18 protein-coding genes are annotated in these 16,179 nt (G+C 59.2%); 7 read left to right on the forward strand and 11 right to left on the reverse strand.

Features of this window, described 5'->3' with window-relative positions; translation table 11 throughout:
• Positions 1-2 precede the first annotated feature (2 nt).
• The 4 genes from AO065_RS22385 to AO065_RS22400 form a co-directional block, all read right to left on the reverse strand.
• Positions 3-905, reverse strand: a complete 903-nt coding sequence (locus tag AO065_RS22385; protein WP_004879774.1) for a MerR family transcriptional regulator — start codon at positions 903-905, stop codon at positions 3-5.
• A gap of 2 nt (positions 906-907) precedes the next feature.
• On the reverse strand, positions 908-1,870 hold the full coding sequence (locus AO065_RS22390) for a YbgA family protein (protein ID WP_004879771.1): 963 nt from the start codon (positions 1,868-1,870) through the stop codon (positions 908-910).
• A 247-nt stretch (positions 1,871-2,117) separates the two neighbouring features.
• Positions 2,118-2,333: a TIGR02450 family Trp-rich protein gene (locus tag AO065_RS22395; RefSeq protein ID WP_004879770.1), complete on the reverse strand. Its 216-nt coding sequence runs from the start codon at positions 2,331-2,333 to the stop codon at positions 2,118-2,120.
• Positions 2,330-3,316, reverse strand: coding sequence for an NAD(P)/FAD-dependent oxidoreductase (locus AO065_RS22400; protein ID WP_004879767.1), 987 nt, complete (start codon positions 3,314-3,316; stop codon positions 2,330-2,332). Before AO065_RS22400 ends, AO065_RS22395 begins: the two co-directional genes overlap by 4 nt.
• A 300-nt stretch (positions 3,317-3,616) precedes the next feature.
• Between AO065_RS22400 and AO065_RS22405 the strand changes: the two genes are divergently transcribed.
• Positions 3,617-4,519 (forward strand): TIGR01777 family oxidoreductase, encoded by a 903-nt coding sequence (locus tag AO065_RS22405; RefSeq protein WP_004879764.1) that lies wholly within the window; start codon positions 3,617-3,619, stop codon positions 4,517-4,519.
• 23 nt (positions 4,520-4,542) lie between these two features.
• Positions 4,543-5,565, forward strand: coding sequence for a ferrochelatase (hemH, locus tag AO065_RS22410; RefSeq protein WP_004879762.1), 1,023 nt, complete (start codon positions 4,543-4,545; stop codon positions 5,563-5,565).
• A gap of 136 nt (positions 5,566-5,701) precedes the next feature.
• On the opposite strand, the gene AO065_RS22415 is transcribed toward hemH, so the two are convergent.
• Both AO065_RS22415 and upp read right to left on the reverse strand, forming a co-directional pair.
• Positions 5,702-6,979 (reverse strand): uracil-xanthine permease family protein, encoded by a 1,278-nt coding sequence (locus AO065_RS22415; protein ID WP_004879760.1) that lies wholly within the window; start codon positions 6,977-6,979, stop codon positions 5,702-5,704.
• Between the two features lie 4 nt (positions 6,980-6,983).
• Complete coding sequence (gene upp / locus AO065_RS22420; RefSeq protein WP_004879758.1) at positions 6,984-7,622, reverse strand: uracil phosphoribosyltransferase; 639 nt, start codon at positions 7,620-7,622, stop codon at positions 6,984-6,986.
• 212 nt (positions 7,623-7,834) lie between these two features.
• Between upp and AO065_RS22425 the strand changes: the two genes are divergently transcribed.
• The 3 genes from AO065_RS22425 (at position 7,835) to AO065_RS22435 (ending at position 9,311) form a co-directional block, all read left to right on the forward strand.
• Complete coding sequence (locus AO065_RS22425; protein ID WP_004879756.1) at positions 7,835-8,392, forward strand: hypoxanthine-guanine phosphoribosyltransferase; 558 nt, start codon at positions 7,835-7,837, stop codon at positions 8,390-8,392.
• A gap of 70 nt (positions 8,393-8,462) precedes the next feature.
• Complete coding sequence (locus tag AO065_RS22430; RefSeq protein ID WP_004879755.1) at positions 8,463-8,957, forward strand: hypothetical protein; 495 nt, start codon at positions 8,463-8,465, stop codon at positions 8,955-8,957.
• Between the two features lie 66 nt (positions 8,958-9,023).
• Positions 9,024-9,311 (forward strand): PA4642 family protein, encoded by a 288-nt coding sequence (locus tag AO065_RS22435; RefSeq protein WP_004879753.1) that lies wholly within the window; start codon positions 9,024-9,026, stop codon positions 9,309-9,311.
• Between the two features lie 316 nt (positions 9,312-9,627).
• Here the strand turns inward: AO065_RS22435 and AO065_RS22440 are convergent, their stop codons facing one another.
• Both AO065_RS22440 and AO065_RS22445 read right to left on the reverse strand, forming a co-directional pair.
• A complete protein-coding gene (locus AO065_RS22440; protein ID WP_004879752.1) occupies positions 9,628-10,455 on the reverse strand; it encodes an amino acid ABC transporter permease in 828 nt (275 codons plus the stop codon).
• Positions 10,452-11,273, reverse strand: a complete 822-nt coding sequence (locus AO065_RS22445) for an ABC transporter substrate-binding protein (protein WP_004879750.1) — start codon at positions 11,271-11,273, stop codon at positions 10,452-10,454. The genes AO065_RS22440 and AO065_RS22445 overlap by 4 nt, the downstream gene beginning before the upstream one ends.
• A gap of 110 nt (positions 11,274-11,383) precedes the next feature.
• Here AO065_RS22445 and AO065_RS22450 point away from each other — a divergent pair, with 110 nt between their 5' ends.
• Complete coding sequence (locus AO065_RS22450) at positions 11,384-12,280, forward strand: homocysteine S-methyltransferase family protein (protein WP_004879748.1); 897 nt, start codon at positions 11,384-11,386, stop codon at positions 12,278-12,280.
• A gap of 84 nt (positions 12,281-12,364) precedes the next feature.
• Here AO065_RS22450 and mqo read toward each other — a convergent pair whose 3' ends face one another.
• Together mqo and AO065_RS22460 are read right to left on the reverse strand one after the other, a co-directional pair.
• The gene (mqo, locus tag AO065_RS22455) at positions 12,365-13,873 is read right to left on the reverse strand and encodes a malate dehydrogenase (quinone) (protein ID WP_004879747.1); all 1,509 of its coding nucleotides are present in this window, start codon (positions 13,871-13,873) and stop codon (positions 12,365-12,367) included.
• A 724-nt stretch (positions 13,874-14,597) separates the two neighbouring features.
• Positions 14,598-14,831 carry a hypothetical protein gene (locus AO065_RS22460; protein ID WP_004879745.1) on the reverse strand — a complete coding sequence of 78 codons (234 nt, stop codon included), beginning with the start codon at positions 14,829-14,831 and terminating at the stop codon, positions 14,598-14,600.
• A 204-nt stretch (positions 14,832-15,035) separates the two neighbouring features.
• Between AO065_RS22460 and AO065_RS22465 the strand changes: the two genes are divergently transcribed.
• Entirely contained in the window at positions 15,036-15,620 is a 585-nt protein-coding gene (locus tag AO065_RS22465) for a YajG family lipoprotein (RefSeq protein WP_004879743.1), read from the forward strand.
• A 74-nt stretch (positions 15,621-15,694) separates the two neighbouring features.
• Here the strand turns inward: AO065_RS22465 and AO065_RS22470 are convergent, their stop codons facing one another.
• Positions 15,695-15,901, reverse strand: coding sequence for a hypothetical protein (locus AO065_RS22470; RefSeq protein ID WP_004879742.1), 207 nt, complete (start codon positions 15,899-15,901; stop codon positions 15,695-15,697).
• Positions 15,902-16,179: the final 278 nt, after the last annotated feature.

The raw sequence follows: 16,179 nt of genomic DNA on the forward strand, positions 1-16,179 counted from the left end.
CCTTAGATAATGCCGAGCCTGTTGAGCTCGATCTGAGCACTGAGCGGGTCGTCGACGAGGGTCAGACCTGCAACCTCGTTTGCACTTACGAGCAACTCGGCGTTATGGATCTTCACCGTTGGTCCACCCAGCACCACCGGGCAGGCAATATTGGCCAGCAAGCGTGGCAGTTGGGCTACGTTCAAAGCTTTGCTCGAATACAGCACGATGCCGCGCGGCTGCAGGTATTCGGCCGCCAGCGCCAGCTCGCCGGCGGGCAGGGGCCAGTCGAACACTTCGACCGGGCAGTCGGCGCTGCTGACCAGCCATGCCGTCAGCCACAGGTGCGGCTCCAGCGGCAGGTCGGACTGGTTGACCAGCAGCACGGGCCTGCCGCTGAGCTGGCGATTGTTGTGGTAGATGCGTGCGCCGAACTTGCTGCGCAGCCAGGAGTAAAAGAAGGTGCGCTCCAGTTGAGCGCCAAACTTGCCTTGCCAGCGCTGTTCCAGTTCCGCCAGCAGCGGCATCAGCAGTTGCTCGCACAGGGTGCGTGGGGGGTACAGCGACATGGCCTGGTTGAACACATCATCGACCCGGCGCTCGGCCAGTTCGCCGATGGCGATCAGCAGCGTCTGACGCAGCGCATCCCAGTCATTCGAAGGCGGGGGCGCGTCCTGCAGGTCGTCGTCGAGCAAGGCCTTGACCTGGCTGACGGATACGCCACGGTTGAGCCAGGTAAGAATCATCATCACGCGCTGGACGTGTTCCTGTGAATACAGGCGATGACCCTTCTCGGTACGGTGCGGGACGATCAGGCCGTAACGCCGTTCCCACGCACGCAGGGTGACGGCATTGACGCCGGTCTGACGTGCAACCTCGCGGATCGGCAGCCAGTCGTCCGGGGCATCCTTATCCAGTTCATTCATAGTTAAATCGCATTACGCAGGCTGAGGTTTTCCGGATGCGGCTGCATGTACACCTGCAGCGCCACATACGGATCCGGGTGTTGGCGGAAATGGTGTTTGAGCAGGGTCAGCGGCACGATCAAGGGCACGATCCCCTGATGGTACTGGCCGATCAACTGCTGGATTTCCTGCTTGTCTTCGGCGCCAATGGTCTGCTTGAGGTAGCCAGCCAGGTGCTGAAGTACGTTGGTGTGGGTGCGACGTGTCGCGCACTTCTTGAGCGCGGTCATCAGGTCGCTGAAATACTGTGGGGCGATGTCTTTGGGATCACTGCGGCCCATGCTGCCGAGCATTTTGCCCAGTGCCTTGTACTGCACAGGATCGTTGGCCATCAGTTGATATTTGTAGCGCGAATGGAATTCGGTCAGGGCGCGGCGCGTAACGCCTTCTTTCAGAAGCTGTTGCCACGCCGAATAAGCGAACACCCGCGTCACGAAGTTTTCCCGCAGCACGGCGTCGTTGAGACGTCCGTCTTCTTCTACCGGCAGATTGGGGTGGCGTTCGCAGAAGGCCTTGGCGTAGATGCCAGTGCCTCCTCCGTCGACCGGCGCGCCGTTCTCGCGATAAACCTTCACTCGCTCCAGGCCGCACGACGGAGATTTCTGCATGAAGATGTAACCGCAGATATCGCCCAATTCTTCGGCCATCTGCGTGCCGTAATCTGCCAGCGCCTCGGTGACGTCAAGTTCGCGATTGACCGTGCCCAGCGCCCGAGGATTTTCCGCATCACCGACCAGCCGGATAGGTTCGCGCGGGATGCCCATACCGATCGCGACTTCAGGACAGGCCTGAACGAAATCAAAGTACTGGCTCAGTGCTCGGGTGCACAGATGCGATTCCTTGTGGCCGCCATTGAAGCGAACCTCGGCGCCCATCAGGCAGGCACTGATACCGAGTTTGGGCTTTTCGATTACGGGCGTTGACATCACCAACCTCTACAGAAGACTTGTACAGACAAAATGCTCTGTACAACTTGGACTCATCATAGGTGCATAGCTGTACAAGTCAAATTCTTTGTAGAGGATTTGAGCGGGGTGTTTGAGGCAGTGGTTGCTGGATTGTGGGAGGCCTTCACGCCACCCACCGAACCTAGCGTTTCTTCAGTGGGCTATGTGTTGTCGGGCATGAGGCAGCCACGTTTCAGTGACGATGCGTTGTGCATGACAGGCCGCGTTATTTCCAACCCATCCGCCACACGTCCGCGGCCTGCAGCACTTGCCATGGCAGGCGCTCGCTGCGCTGGGTCAGCACGGCCTGCAGTTCGATTTCCAGTACCGTGCCTTCTTCGTCCTTGAACAGCTCAGTCACCATAAAATGCTTTTCACGGTTGACCGGGGTGGCTGCTGTCCATTTCGACAGCAGCAGTTTGCGTGGATTGATCTGGTTCATTGCGCGTGCTCCAGCAGTCGGCGTGCGGCTTCCTGGCCACTGAGCCATGCGCCTTCGACCCGGCCCGACAGGCACCAGTCGCCGCACACATAAATGCCCAGGTCGGCATCGGAAAGCGCGCCCCATTCGTGAGAGCCTGCCGGGCGCGCATACAGCCAGCGGTGGGCGAGGGTAAAGACAGGTTCGGGCATCGTGCAGTCAATCATTTCCGCGAATGCGCCCTGCAACTGCTCGATGATTTCTTCCTTCGGCATGTCCAGATGCTGCCGACTCCAGTTGCTGGTGGCGTGCAGAATCCAGGTGTCGAGCGTGTCATCGCGCTCAGGCTTGCTGCGATTACGCGCCAGCCAGTCAACCGGGCTGTCCTGTACGAAACAGCCCTGCATCGGCGTTTGCAGCGGTGTGCTGAATGCCAGCGCGATGGCCCAGGTCGGGTCCATCTTGACCCCGGCCACGACGCTGGCCAACTTGGGTGCCGCTGCCAGCAACGGCGTGGCCTGAGGGGCAGGCGTTGCGATGATGACGTGGCTGAACGGGCCATGGCTCTCGCCTTCCGCGTCCAGCAGGTTCCAGTGCTGTTCACCGCGAAACACTTCGGTGATGCGGCACGAGAACGACACCGGCAGATCGCCGCGCATGGCGCGGGTGATGGCGCTCATGCCAGGCTTGCCGACCCAGCGCACCTGTTCGTCTGGCGACGGGCTGAGCCTGCCGTTCTGAAAGTTGTAGAGCGAAGGTGTCCACTCGGCGACATGGCCCTGGGCCTGCCATTGTTTGACGGCCGTCGCAAAGCGCCGGTCGCGAGCGGTGAAATATTGTGCACCCATGTCCAGCGAGCCTGCGTCGCTGCGTTTGCTGGACATCCGACCGCCGCTGCCGCGGCTTTTGTCGAACAGGTGTACCTCGTGCCCGGCTGCTGTGAGCGCCTGGGCCGCTGAAAGTCCGGCGATACCGGTACCGATGATTGCGATAGGGACAGTCATAGGGGCCTCGTTACCTTGTCTGTACAGACTACGCCGTAGTTAAAACCTGTACAATCTTCTTGTCTGGTATAACTTGCAGTGGTTCTCGATTCTGTTGTGAGTCACTCTGCAACCTTGAAGGTCGAAGACGTTCAGTCTGCTACCAATCGACAATGAGCCAACCACCCGAGCGGGGCAGTAAAGCTCCAGTCCGTTCAGGTGTGGCCTATGGTTCAGTCAATGGTTTCGTTGTCTGGATAAGCGTCACCCTAAAAAAATAGACTACTCAATTGTCACGAACGCCACGCGAGGTAACCTGCCATGCACATATTGCTGACCGGCGGTACTGGTTTGATAGGACGAGCGCTCTGCCGACACTGGTCCACTCAAGGCCATCAGTTGACCGTCTGGAGTCGACGGCCTGCTGACGTTCCCAAGCTGTGCGGATCATCGGTGAAGGGCATTGCCCGTCTCGACGAACTGAGCGGTCAGCCCGTCGATGCCGTCGTCAACCTGGCCGGCGCGCCGATTGCCGACCGCCCCTGGACCCGCAAGCGTCGCTTGATGCTGTGGGACAGTCGCATCGGTCTGACTGAACAGTTGCTGGCCTGGATGGACAAAACTGCACAAAAACCGGCACTGATGATTTCCGGTTCTGCGGTGGGCTGGTACGGCGACAGTGGCGAGCGCGAACTCGACGAAACGTCTCACCCCGCCAAGGAAGACTTTGCTAGCCAGTTGTGTGGTGCCTGGGAAGAGACCGCGCAGCGGGCTGAAGCGCTGGGCGTGCGGGTGGTGTTGATTCGCACCGGTCTGGTGTTGTCCGACCGTGGCGGCTTTTTGCAGAAACTGTTGCCGCCGTTCAAGTTCGGCATGGGCGGCCCGATTGGCAACGGTCGGCAGTGGATGCCCTGGATTCACGTTCAGGACCAAATCGCAGCGATTGATTTTCTGTTGAATCTCGACGATGCCCGCGGCCCTTATAATCTCTGTGCGCCTGCGGCCGTACGCAACCGCGATTTTGCCAAGACCCTTGCAGGCATCCTGCATCGGCCGGCTTTCATGCCGATGCCTTCGCTGGCGCTCAAAGTGCTGCTGGGGGAATTGTCGGTACTGCTGCTGGGCGGGCAACGGGCGCGCCCCGATCGTCTGCAGCAAGCCGGTTTCATTTTTCGTTTTACCGATCTGAAAACCGCCCTGCAGGATCTGCTGGGTCGACACTGAAAGCCATTGAATTAGGAAGTTGCATGACTGATCACGCGTTGTTGCTGGTCAACCTGGGTTCGCCTGCATCCACCCAGGTGGCAGATGTGCGTAGCTACCTCAATCAGTTCCTTATGGACCCTTACGTCATCGACCTGCCGTGGCCGGTGCGCAGGCTGCTGGTGTCGCTGATTCTGATCAAGCGCCCGGAACAGTCTGCTCACGCCTACGCGTCGATCTGGTGGGATGAGGGCTCGCCGCTGGTTGTGCTGAGCAAGCGTCTGCAACAGGCCATGAAGAAAGAATGGGATCACGGCCCGGTCGAGCTGGCGATGCGTTATGGCGAGCCCTCCATCGAAACCGTGCTGACGCGGCTGGCAGAACAGGGCATCAAGAAAGTCACCCTTGCGCCGCTGTATCCACAGTTTGCCGACAGCACCGTCACCACGGTCATCGAAGAAGCCAAGCGTGTAGTACGGGCCAAATCGCTGAAGATGCAGTTCTCACTGCTGCAGCCGTTCTTCGATCAGCCGGAATACCTGAACGCACTGGTGGACAATGTACGCCCGCACCTGGAGCAGCCACACGACCATTTGCTGCTGAGCTTTCACGGTCTGCCCGAGCGCCACCTGCACAAGCTCGATCCGACGGGCAAACATTGCATCAAAGAAGACTGCTGCATGACTGCCCCCGCAGAAGTACTCGCCACTTGCTACCGTGCGCAATGCCTGCAATCGGCTGCGGCGTTTGCCAAGCGTATGGGCATTCCTGATGGCAAGTGGTCGGTGTCGTTTCAGTCGCGCCTGGGCCGTGCCAAATGGATTGAACCCTACACTGAAGCGCGTCTTGACGAGCTGGCGGCGCAGGGCGTGAAAAAGCTGCTGGTCATGTGTCCGGCATTTGTCGCCGACTGCATTGAAACGCTGGAAGAGATTGGCGACCGCGGTGCCGAGCAGTTCAAGGAAGCGGGCGGGGAGGAGTTGGTACTGATACCGTGCCTGAACGACGATCCGAACTGGGCACGTGAGTTGAACAAGCTCTGTGAGCGCGCGCCGTTGATGTTGTAAGGCGCTGGTTCAAACGGTACGCAGAGCGTCCCGGGCTGCATGCATGAAAGATCGTTACCACGCTCCGCGTGGTAACGCCTCTCAGGACGCTCCTCGTCCGGCCGTGATGCGACGCAACGCGTCACTATCAACGCTCTTACGGCAACTGATCATCCAGCTGCTTGTTCTTCCAGCTGTCGTTGCCCGGCAGGATCAGGTTCAGCACGATGGCGGTCACCGCGCACAGGGCGATGCCTTTCATGCCGAAATCGTCCGGGCCAGTGCCTGTACCGATCAGCACGCCACCGATACCAAACACCAGCGTCACCGAGACGATCACCAGATTGCGCGCTTCCGACAGGTCGATCCTGTGGCGAATCAGGGTGTTCATGCCCACCGCCGCAATCGAACCGAACAGCAGGCACAGAATCCCGCCCATCACCGGCACCGGAATGCTCTGCAGCAGCGCGCCGAACTTGCCGATGAACGCCAGGGTGATCGCGAAGATCGATGCCCAGGTCATGATTTTCGGGTTGTAGTTCTTGGTCAGCATCACCGCGCCCGTGACTTCGGCGTACGTGGTATTGGGCGGACCGCCGAACAGGCCTGCGGCGGTGGTGGCAATGCCGTCACCGAGCAGGGTGCGGTGCAAACCCGGTTTCTTCAGGTAATCGCGACCGGTCACGCTGCCCACCGCAATCACACCACCGATGTGTTCGATGGCAGGCGCCAGCGCAACCGGCACGATGAACAGGATCGCCTGCCAGTTGAATTCCGGCGCGGTGAAATGCGGGATCGCCAGCCAGGGTGCTGCGGCAATCTTCGCCGTGTCGACCACACCAAAGTAGAACGACAGCGCAAAGCCGACGAGCACGCCGGAAATGATCGGCACCAGTCTGAAGATGCCTTTGCCGAACACCGCCACGATCAGCGTGGTGAGCAGGGCAGGCATCGAAATCAGCATCGCGGTCTGGTAATGAATCAGCTCGGCACCATCACCGGATTTGCCCATCGCCATGTTGGCGGCAATCGGCGCCATGGCCAGGCCGATGGAAATGATTACCGGACCAATCACCACCGGCGGCAGCAGGCGGTCGATAAAACCGGTGCCTTTGATCTTCACGGCCAGGCCCAGGAAGGTGTAGACGAAGCCCGCTGCCATCACACCGCCCATGGTTGCGGCGAGGCCGAACTGACCCTTGGCGAGAATGATCGGGGTGATGAAGGCAAAGCTCGATGCCAGAAATACAGGCACCTGGCGGCCGGTCACGATCTGGAACAACAGCGTGCCCAGGCCGGCGGTGAACAGTGCGACGTTGGGATCGAGTCCGGTGATCAGCGGCATCAAGACCAGCGCGCCAAAAGCCACGAACAGCATTTGCGCACCGGACAGAACCGTACGCCACAGTGGATCGTTGAACTCGTGCTGCGTCATCGGGTTATGCGTCCTTCTGTTTGGTGCCGAAAATCTTGTCACCGGCATCGCCCAGGCCCGGAATGATATAGCCGTGCTCGTTGAGGCGCTCATCGATGGACGCGGTGTAGATCATCACGTCCGGGTGTGCAGCTTCCACGGCCGCAATGCCTTCGGGCGCAGCCACCAGCACCATGGCGCGGATTTCCTTGCAGCCGGCTTTCTTGAGCAGGTCGATGGTGGCGACCATCGAGCTGCCGGTCGCCAGCATCGGGTCGATGATCATCGCCAGACGCTCGTCGATTTCCGGGACCAGCTTCTCGAGGTAAGTGTGGGCCTGCAGCGTTTCTTCGTTGCGGGCCACGCCCACGGCGCTGACCTTGGCGCCCGGAATCAGGCTGAGCACGCCGTCGAGCATGCCGATACCGGCGCGCAGAATCGGCACGACAGTGATTTTCTTGCCGGCGATTTTCTCGACCGACACGGTTCCGGCCCAGCCCTGGATATCGTAGTTTTCCAGCGTCAGGTCGGCAGTGGCTTCATAAGTAAGCAGAGCGCCCACTTCCTGAGCCAGCTCACGGAAATTCTTGGTGCTGATGTCTGCGCGGCGCATCAGGCCGAGCTTGTGGCGGATCAGCGGATGACGGATCTCACGAATGGGCATAAGGAAAGGCTCCAGCGGGGGCAAAAAAACGGCCTAGATTAATCTATTCAGCCGATACTGTCTTACGATGTGTGCAGTATTGTTCTTTGGCTTGGACGTTCGCTGCTTTTAGAAGACACTCGCAACGTTAGTCCAGAATCACTTGCTCTGAGCCGAACGGATGCGTACCTTTGCCCGCTTTTCTTACACTGCCCCCACCTGGAGAGCGCTTCATGTCTGCTGATCTCGAGCATATCCGTCAAATCATGCGCGAGGCTGACTGCCTGTACACAGAAGCCGAAGTCGATGCTGCCATCGCTCGTGTCGGCGCGCAGATCAATGCCGAACTGGCTGAACGCAACCCGGTTGTGTTTTGCGTCATGAACGGCGGCCTGATCTTTTCGGGCAAGCTGTTGACCCATCTGAACTTCCCGCTGGAAGCGTCCTACCTACACGCGACCCGCTATCGCAACGAAACCACTGGCGGCGACCTGTTCTGGAAAGCCAAGCCGGAAGTCTCGTTCATCGACCGCGACGTGCTGATCATCGACGACATCCTCGATGAAGGCCACACGCTGGGCGCGATCATCGACTTCTGCAAACACGCTGGAGCCCGCGCGGTTCATACCGCCGTGCTGATCGACAAGGACCACGACCGCAAGGCTCGCCCGGACCTTAAAGCCAATTACGTCGGCCTGCCATGCATCGACCGCTACATCTTCGGTTTCGGCATGGATTACAAGGGCTACTGGCGCAACGCTGCCGGTATCTACGCCGTCAAAGGCATGTAACGGTGTCTGGCCGCTGCTCTGGCGAACGACCGGGGCAGCGTCTATCCGCATCTCTCAGGGACCATTGCGCATGAAGCTACTGATTCCGGGCGCCCTTGCGCTGGCGCTGTTTTCAGGTCTGACCGTTGCGGTACCGGTGTCAGCCAGCCCCATGCACGACCAGTACCTGCCGCCCGACGAACAGGGCCTGCGTGTCGGTGAACCCGAGGTGCAGCAATTGATGCGGGTCACTGAATACACCATCGTCGCCGGTAATCAGAGACCGTCGAGCCAACAGCCCATTCCGGTCACTTCGTCGTTGCTGTTGCGCCTCAAGGGAAAGTCCTTGAACAAGGGCGCGTCCATTTCGCAGGTGCTGATCCACTTCGATTCTGGCGACAGCAAGAGCCTGAAGAAGCCCGCTTACGACGAACCTTCACGCACCCTGACGCTATACTACCCGCTGGCCCAATACCGGATTCTTGTGGATTTTCTGCGCAACGAAAAAGTGTATTGCCAGTTCATCAGTTACGCCAACGGTCACATCTGGGCCGACCTGCACACCACGCCTGCACGCGCGCGTTGAGCCGTACGCTCACGCAGAGGTAAACTGCCCGCCCGTGAAAGTGTCTGCGACCAGGTGGAGCCCGCAATGCGTAAAGACAAGAAGCAGTTGATTGGCGATGAGATCGGTGATGAGCAGATCAAACTGTTCCTGAATTTCGAACCCTACGATGCCACCTCGCCGTCGCTGCACAAGCTGATCAAGGCCTATCGCGGTCTGCGGATCAACGATTTCGAGCGCTTTCTGGTGTTCTTCAAGGAAGCCGGTCATGACTTCGACGGCAAGGACGAGCACGGCAATGATTTCATTGCCCTGATCAAGGACCAGCGCAACGCCGAGGAATACATTGAGCTGATCGAACAGGCGCGCGGCTGAGGGACTGCTGGGTAAGATCGTTCCCACGCGTGGGAACGATCAGCGTGATCTCAAGCACGCCGATCATGCCCATGCTTGCGCTCAGCGTTATACCCAGGTCTTGCTGCAACCACGGACTACTGTGGGAGGCGGCTTGCCGGCGATGCTTTTTCTGAGACGACCTATCAGTGACTGAGCTGACGCCATCGCCGGCAAGCCGCCTCCCACAGGGTATGTATTCAGTCAGATGCTTTCGTTTTTCGCCCTGTTTTGCGCGTCTTTGGGACTTTTGTGTAACGACGAGCGCTGCGCGGGCACGATCCGAAGCGACTCGGAGTTACTTCCGGGCCTTGTAGGCCTTGCCGTAATGCCGTTCCAGTCTGGACTGCAACAGCTCCAGCCCGATCGACATGATCCAGTACAGCACCGCAGCGGTGGTCAGCATTTCGATGTAGCGATAGCTGGACCGGCCGTAGGATTGCGCCAGAAACATCACTTCCCAGACGCCCATCACTGAAATCAGCGAAGAGTCCTTGAGCATCGAGATGAACTGGTTGGTCGTCGGCGGGATGATGGTGCGCATGGCCTGGGGCAGGGTGACGCGCCAGAAGATCTGGGTGGGACGCAGTCCCAGCGCCAGTGCCGCTTCACTCTGTCCCGCCGCGACACCAATGATGCCTGCGCGAAAGATCTCGCTCAGATAGGCCCCGTAGTTCAGCGACAGGGCGATCACGCCGGCCATGATCGCGCCCGGCACAATCCCCACCTGCGGCAAGCCCAGATAGATGAGCAGAATCTGAATCAGCAGCGGCGTGCCGCGAAAGAACGACGCGTAGAAGCTGGCTATGCCGAAGGCGACAGCACTGCTGGACAGCCGTGCCAACGCAGTGACGAAGCCCAGCACCACCGACACAATGATCGAGCACACGGACACGAACAGCGTCAGCGCCGCGCCTTGCAGAAAGCCGTTGGGCGCAAGGTGCAGGCCGATCAGGTTGGGCAGCTTGTCGAGAATGATCGACAGCTTCAGGTCGAAGCTCAGGAAGAAGCCCGCAAACAGCACGAACATGACCAGCCAGGTCAGGTACAGCCGCGTGCGGAAACCGAAGATGCGCTTGAGCAGGCTCTGATCAGCCTGCTCGGGTGGACGTGGGAAAGAAGTCATTTACTGATATCGGCGCCGATCCACTTTTGCGACAGCTTGCTGAGGGTGCCGTCCTTTTTCAGCTCGGCGAACACTTCACGCACCTTGGCGTCCCACTCGGGATCGTTCTTCTCGATGGCGACGAAGTTGGGTTCTTCATACAGCGACTCTCCGGCCAGCTTGAAGCGCTTGTCCTGATCAAGTCGCGGTTTGGCGGTCACCAGGTTGGTCAACACGGCGTCCAGACGCACCCCGGCACCGAGTCCCAGATCCTGGAAAGCAACGTTGTCGTTGTCGTACGGGGCGATCTGCACGTTCTCGAACGGGTATTGCAGCGGTTTGTCTTCCGCCCCTTCGATTACGAGGTTTTTGTTCAGGTAACTTTCATAACTGGAAGCGCTGGTCAGCCCGACCTTTTTGTCGCTCAGGTCCTTGGCCGAATGAATGCGGTCATCCTTGGCGTTGACCACGATCACGGCAGGCGATGCGTAGTACTCGACCGGGAAGTTGAACACTTCAGCACGAGCCTTGCTCGGGGTCATCGAGCAGACGCAAATGTCGTAACGACCGCTCCAGCGACCGGCCGCGATCACGTCCCAGGACGGCGTTTCGAGGCGCAACTTGACGCCCAGCTTCTGTGCGACTGCCTTGGCGACGTCGACGTCAAAGCCGTCCAGTTCATTCTTGTCGTTGAGAAAAGAGAAGGGTGGGTAACTTTCCATGAGGACGTTGACCAGCTCTTTGTTCTTCTGCACGCGGTCCAGTGTGGCGCCGGCCAGGGCTTGAGTGGAGGCGGCCAGAGTAACCAGGCCAATGCCCAGCAAAGCGCTAAGTTTCACGGATGTCCCCTGAGAAAGTGTTTGTAGTTTGATGAAAGTGCCGTATTAAATACGTTATACAAGACTGACTCATAATGAGTTTTTTTCATATACATATAAGTAGATCACATATGACCCAAGGCACAACTGTAATTCTCGATGGCGGCATGGGCCGCGAACTACAGCGTCGCGGCGCACCATTTCGCCAGCCGGAATGGTCCGCACTGGCCTTGAGCGAAGCACCCGAAGCCGTCAGCGATGTGCACGCCGCTTATATCGAAAGTGGCGCTCAGGTGATTACCAGCAACAGCTACGCGGTGGTGCCGTTTCACATTGGCGAAGAGCGCTTTGCGAAGGAGGGTCAGGCGCTGGCCGCACTGGCCGGGAAACTCGCACGTGCCTCAGCCGATGCCTCCGGTGGCCGTGCGCGCGTGGCAGGTTCGATCCCGCCGTTGTTCGGCTCCTACCGTCCGGACTTGTACAAGCCGGAGCGGGCTGCCGAAATCCTGCAGCCGTTGGTGGCCGGTCTGACGCCCTATGTCGATCTCTGGCTGGCCGAAACCCAGAGCTGCATCCTCGAAGCGCAGACCATTCGCGCAGGCCTGCCAGTAGACGGCAAACCGTTCTGGTTGTCGTTCACGCTGCAGGACGAAGACACGGATGAAGTTCCACGCCTGCGTTCAGGCGAGCCAGTGGCGGATGCTGCCCGTGCAGCAGCGCAACTGGGTGTCGCGACCCTGCTGTTCAATTGCAGTCAGCCGGAAGTGATCGGTGGTGCCATCGATGCTGCACGTGAGGTGTTCACATCGTTGAACGCTGATATCGCCATCGGTGCCTACGCCAACGCCTTCCCGCCGCAACCCAAGGACGCCAAGGCGAACGATGGTCTGGATGAACTGCGCGAAGATCTCGATCCGCAGGGTTATCAGCAGTGGGCGGCAGACTGGGTCAAGCGCGGTGCCACGCACATCGGCGGTTGCTGCGGTATCGGCCCTGAGCACATCGCGGTGCTGTCCCGCAGTCTTTGATCCTTCGCCTTTAAGCGCACAAAGAAAAACCCCGTGGCTCGCTGGAGTCCACGGGGTTTTTCAATTCAACGAGCAGCCATCAAATCAGGCGAAGCTCTGTTCCTGATTGGTTTTTTCAGTCAGTTCCAGATTCTCATCGTTCTGGGTGCTGACACGCTCGTAAAGCTCTGCGTCGGTTTCCAGCGCCTTTTCCCGAGCCGGGAAAATTTCGTTGAGCTTGGCAGCCCACTCGTTGCGGGTTTTTTCCGGGAAGCAGCGTTCGATCAGTTCCAGCATGATCGATACCGTCACCGATGCGCCCGGCGAAGCGCCGAGCAACGCCGCGAGTGAGCCATCCTTCGCCGAGACCAGCTCGGTGCCGAATTGCAGCACACCGCCTTTCTTGGCGTCTTTCTTGATGATCTGCACGCGCTGACCGGCCACTTCCAGGCGCCAGTCTTCGGCTTTGGCTTCCGGGTAGAAGCGACGCAACGACTCAAGACGCTGCTCCATGGATTGCATCACTTCGCTGACCAGGTACTTGGTCAGGTCCATGTTGTCGCGGGCCACTGCCAGCATCGGCTTGATGTTGGCCACGCGCACCGACAGTGGCAGGTCCAGGAACGAACCGTGCTTCAGGAACTTGGTGGTGAAACCGGCGTAAGGTCCGAACAGCAGGGACTTCTTGCCATCGACTACGCGGGTATCCAGGTGCGGCACCGACATCGGCGGCGAACCCACCGCGGCCTGGCTGTAGACCTTGGCCTGGTGATGCTTGACCACTTCCGGGTTGTCGCAACGCAGCCACTGGCCACTGACCGGGAAGCCACCGAAACCCTTGCTCTCTTCGATGCCGGACATCTGCAGTAACGGCAATGCCGCGCCACCTGCACCGAGGAACACGAATTTGGCGTCGATCTGCCGGGTGCCGCCGCTGTTCACGTCCTTGATGGTCACGGTCCAGCCATCGCCCTTGCGGGTCAGGTCAGTCACGCGTTTGCAGTATTTGACCTGAGCGTCAGGCGCGCTGGAAAGGTGCTTGAGCAACTGATTGGTCAGCGCACCGAAGTTGACGTCGGTGCCGTTCATCATGCGCGTCGCAGCGATTTTTTCGTCCGCCGGACGGCCCGGCATCATCAGCGGCATCCACTCGGCAAGCTTGGCCCTGTCTTCGGTGTACTCCATCGACGAGAACGCGTGATGCTTGCGCATTGCCTCGAAGCGGGTCTTGAGGAACGAGATACCGTTTTCGCCTTGAACAAAGCTCAGGTGCGGAACCGGATTGATGAACGACTTCGCCGAACCGAAGGTGCCCTTGCGGGCCAGGTAGGCCCAGAACTGCTTCGACACTTCGAACTGGGTGTTGATGTGCACCGCTTTCTTGATGTCGATGGAGCCATCGGCAGCAGGCGGGGTGTAGTTGAGTTCGCACAGGCCGGCGTGGCCGGTACCTGCGTTGTTCCATGGGTTGGAACTCTCTGCAGCACCGGAGTCCATGAGCTCAACGACTTCCAGCTTGAGGCCGGGGTCGAGCTCTTTGAGCAGTACGGCCAGCGTGGCACTCATGATGCCGGCTCCGACCAGTACTACATCGACTGCTTCGTTATGCGCCATTAACGCGTCTCCAAAATCTGCAGCACCAAATTGACGGCATACGATCCTGAGGCTGTGTGCCGGGATGTCGGGGCAAGGGTCTGGGTTGTGCCCATCGCTTCCCGGCCAGGATCGCCTGTCCGATTCTTCGCAATTTTTCGCATCTCTCGCGCAGGTCCCGGTCAGGCTCGATCAAGGTTCATCAATGAAGCATGAACGCATGTTTGAACCCGCTCGGCCATTCGACCATCGTCAAGGTACGGGTCACGCAGGCGACCTGAACCTGACGATCGTCGTCAGGCCCCGGTAATGGAGGCGCAGTCGCGGTCAGTCCTGTTCAAAAGGGCCGGTTCAGACGCTGATGGTGCATTTACAAACGCGTACCTATTCATTTGCTCGCCACACTCTTGTGAAGTAGTGAAACCGTTTTTCACGTTCTTTTGGAAACGCGAACCAAACCTCAAAATGGCTGCGATAGCAGCTCTGGCAGGTCGCTGCATACAAGGTGAGGCGCTGACAGACCAGAAAGGTTCGATAGGATTCGAGCGATTCTGCACCATTCATCGAGCACACCGGCGTGCAATGACCTGTGTGGGCGGCTCTCTGTGGGCAGAACGGAGGCGCTAATACGGCGATTAGCAGTGCTGCGAGGCCCGATCAGGAGACGTCCTTATAATCGGGGGGAGATTATAGCGATGAAACGACAGGAATTGATCGGTTTAAGTGACTTTTATTCGTGATCGGGTCAGGCAGTGATTAACTGGCGGCGCGTTGCTCGCACGTTACGCTGCGCAGCACGGGCGCTGGCGGGCAGTGGCCGGTTCAACCAGTTGAGTCGCTGCTCGGTCACTTCGACCCACTCATGTCCTGACGGACGCTCGGCGCAGTGCTTGAACGCGCGGCAGATACCGGCGTGGTCCACACGGGCGTAGTGGCGGTGCTGTGGGCGTGCGGTGAAGAGGGACCAGAAAAGATTCATGGCGCAGCTCCTTTCGTGAGTGAGCGTCGAGGCAGTGAAGGCAAGTCTGCCGCGCAGATATGACGCCCTGATTACATCTCGGGAACCTGAACCATCCACGGTTTATGACGGTCCCAGCCTTGTCGGTTGGCGGACACTGGTTTGCCGGTGTTGCACGCCGCTATACTGCGGCACATTTAGTGTCTGGTCCTTGGAGAGATGAGCATGCTGCGTCGCCTTTTGTTCGGTTTGCTTGCTGTAAGCAGTTTGATCCTGGTGGGCTGTGCCCATAGCCCGCAACAACTCAGCCCGCAACCCAAGCTGAACGCACAACTCGCGCCTGTCGGACGCGGTCAGCCAGTCATCGTGCGCGTGGTAGACGGCCGTCCCGGCCCGACGCTGGGCACGCGCGGCGGCATGTACCCGGAGACCAGTTCGATCAGCGTCAGTGGCAACGACATCGTGCCCAAGCTGCAGGCTCAGGCTGAAGCCGCCGTGCGTCTGCTGGGCTTCACCCCGACTCAGGGTGGCGGCAACGCACCTCAGTTGACCGTGACCCTCGCAGACCTCAAGTATCAGTCGCCTAAAGAAGGCTTGTACGTGACCGAAGCCACCATCAGCTCGACCTTCCGCGCCGACGTTCGCAACAATGGCCGTAACTACAGCGGTCGTTATGCTGCGTCGCTGGACCAGCGTTTCGGCATGGCGCCTAACCAGGAAACCAACACCAAGCTGGTGAGTGATGTCCTGAGCGATGCGCTGACTCGCGTGTTCCAGGACCCGACCATCGGTTCGACCCTGTCGCAATAAATCAGCGCTGAATAAAAAGCCCGGCCCTCGATGAGAGGGCCGGGCTTTTTTACATCTGCAGGTCGCTGGCTGGATCAGGCTGCCTGCTGATAGAAGTCCAGAAAGCTGAAGCCGGTGTCTTGGTCCATGTCCGGCAGATCATGATGAACGTGACCGCCCAGAGCGCAGTAGACCAGCCAGTGGCGGTCCTGAACATTGAACGCCAGAGCATCGATCAGCTCCTGCTGTTCATCGCTCTGTGCGATCAGATAAAGGCGATCCTGGTTTTTTGCATGCAGCATGACAAGCTCCAAAAGGAAGGAAGTCCGTTTCTTGAGGAGCCACACAATGCCGAGGACGCGTTACGGTTAGGTGACAGCGCGAGGGAAATTTCTTACAGGATGATTCGAGCCGTGGGCTTGGCTCACTGAATGCGCAATCTTCACGAGCTGCGTGCCCACGCGTAGCACTCGTCGTTAGACACAAGTCATCTGGCTATCCAGTGAGATAGCGGCACTGCCGTGCTTTTTTGCGCGATAGTGCGGACACCGCCGATTGCGACGTGGGTGAAGGCTGAGTC

The sequence above is a fragment of the Pseudomonas viridiflava genome (genome assembly GCF_001642795.1).
GTDB classification, from domain to species: Bacteria; Pseudomonadota; Gammaproteobacteria; order Pseudomonadales; family Pseudomonadaceae; genus Aquipseudomonas; species Aquipseudomonas viridiflava.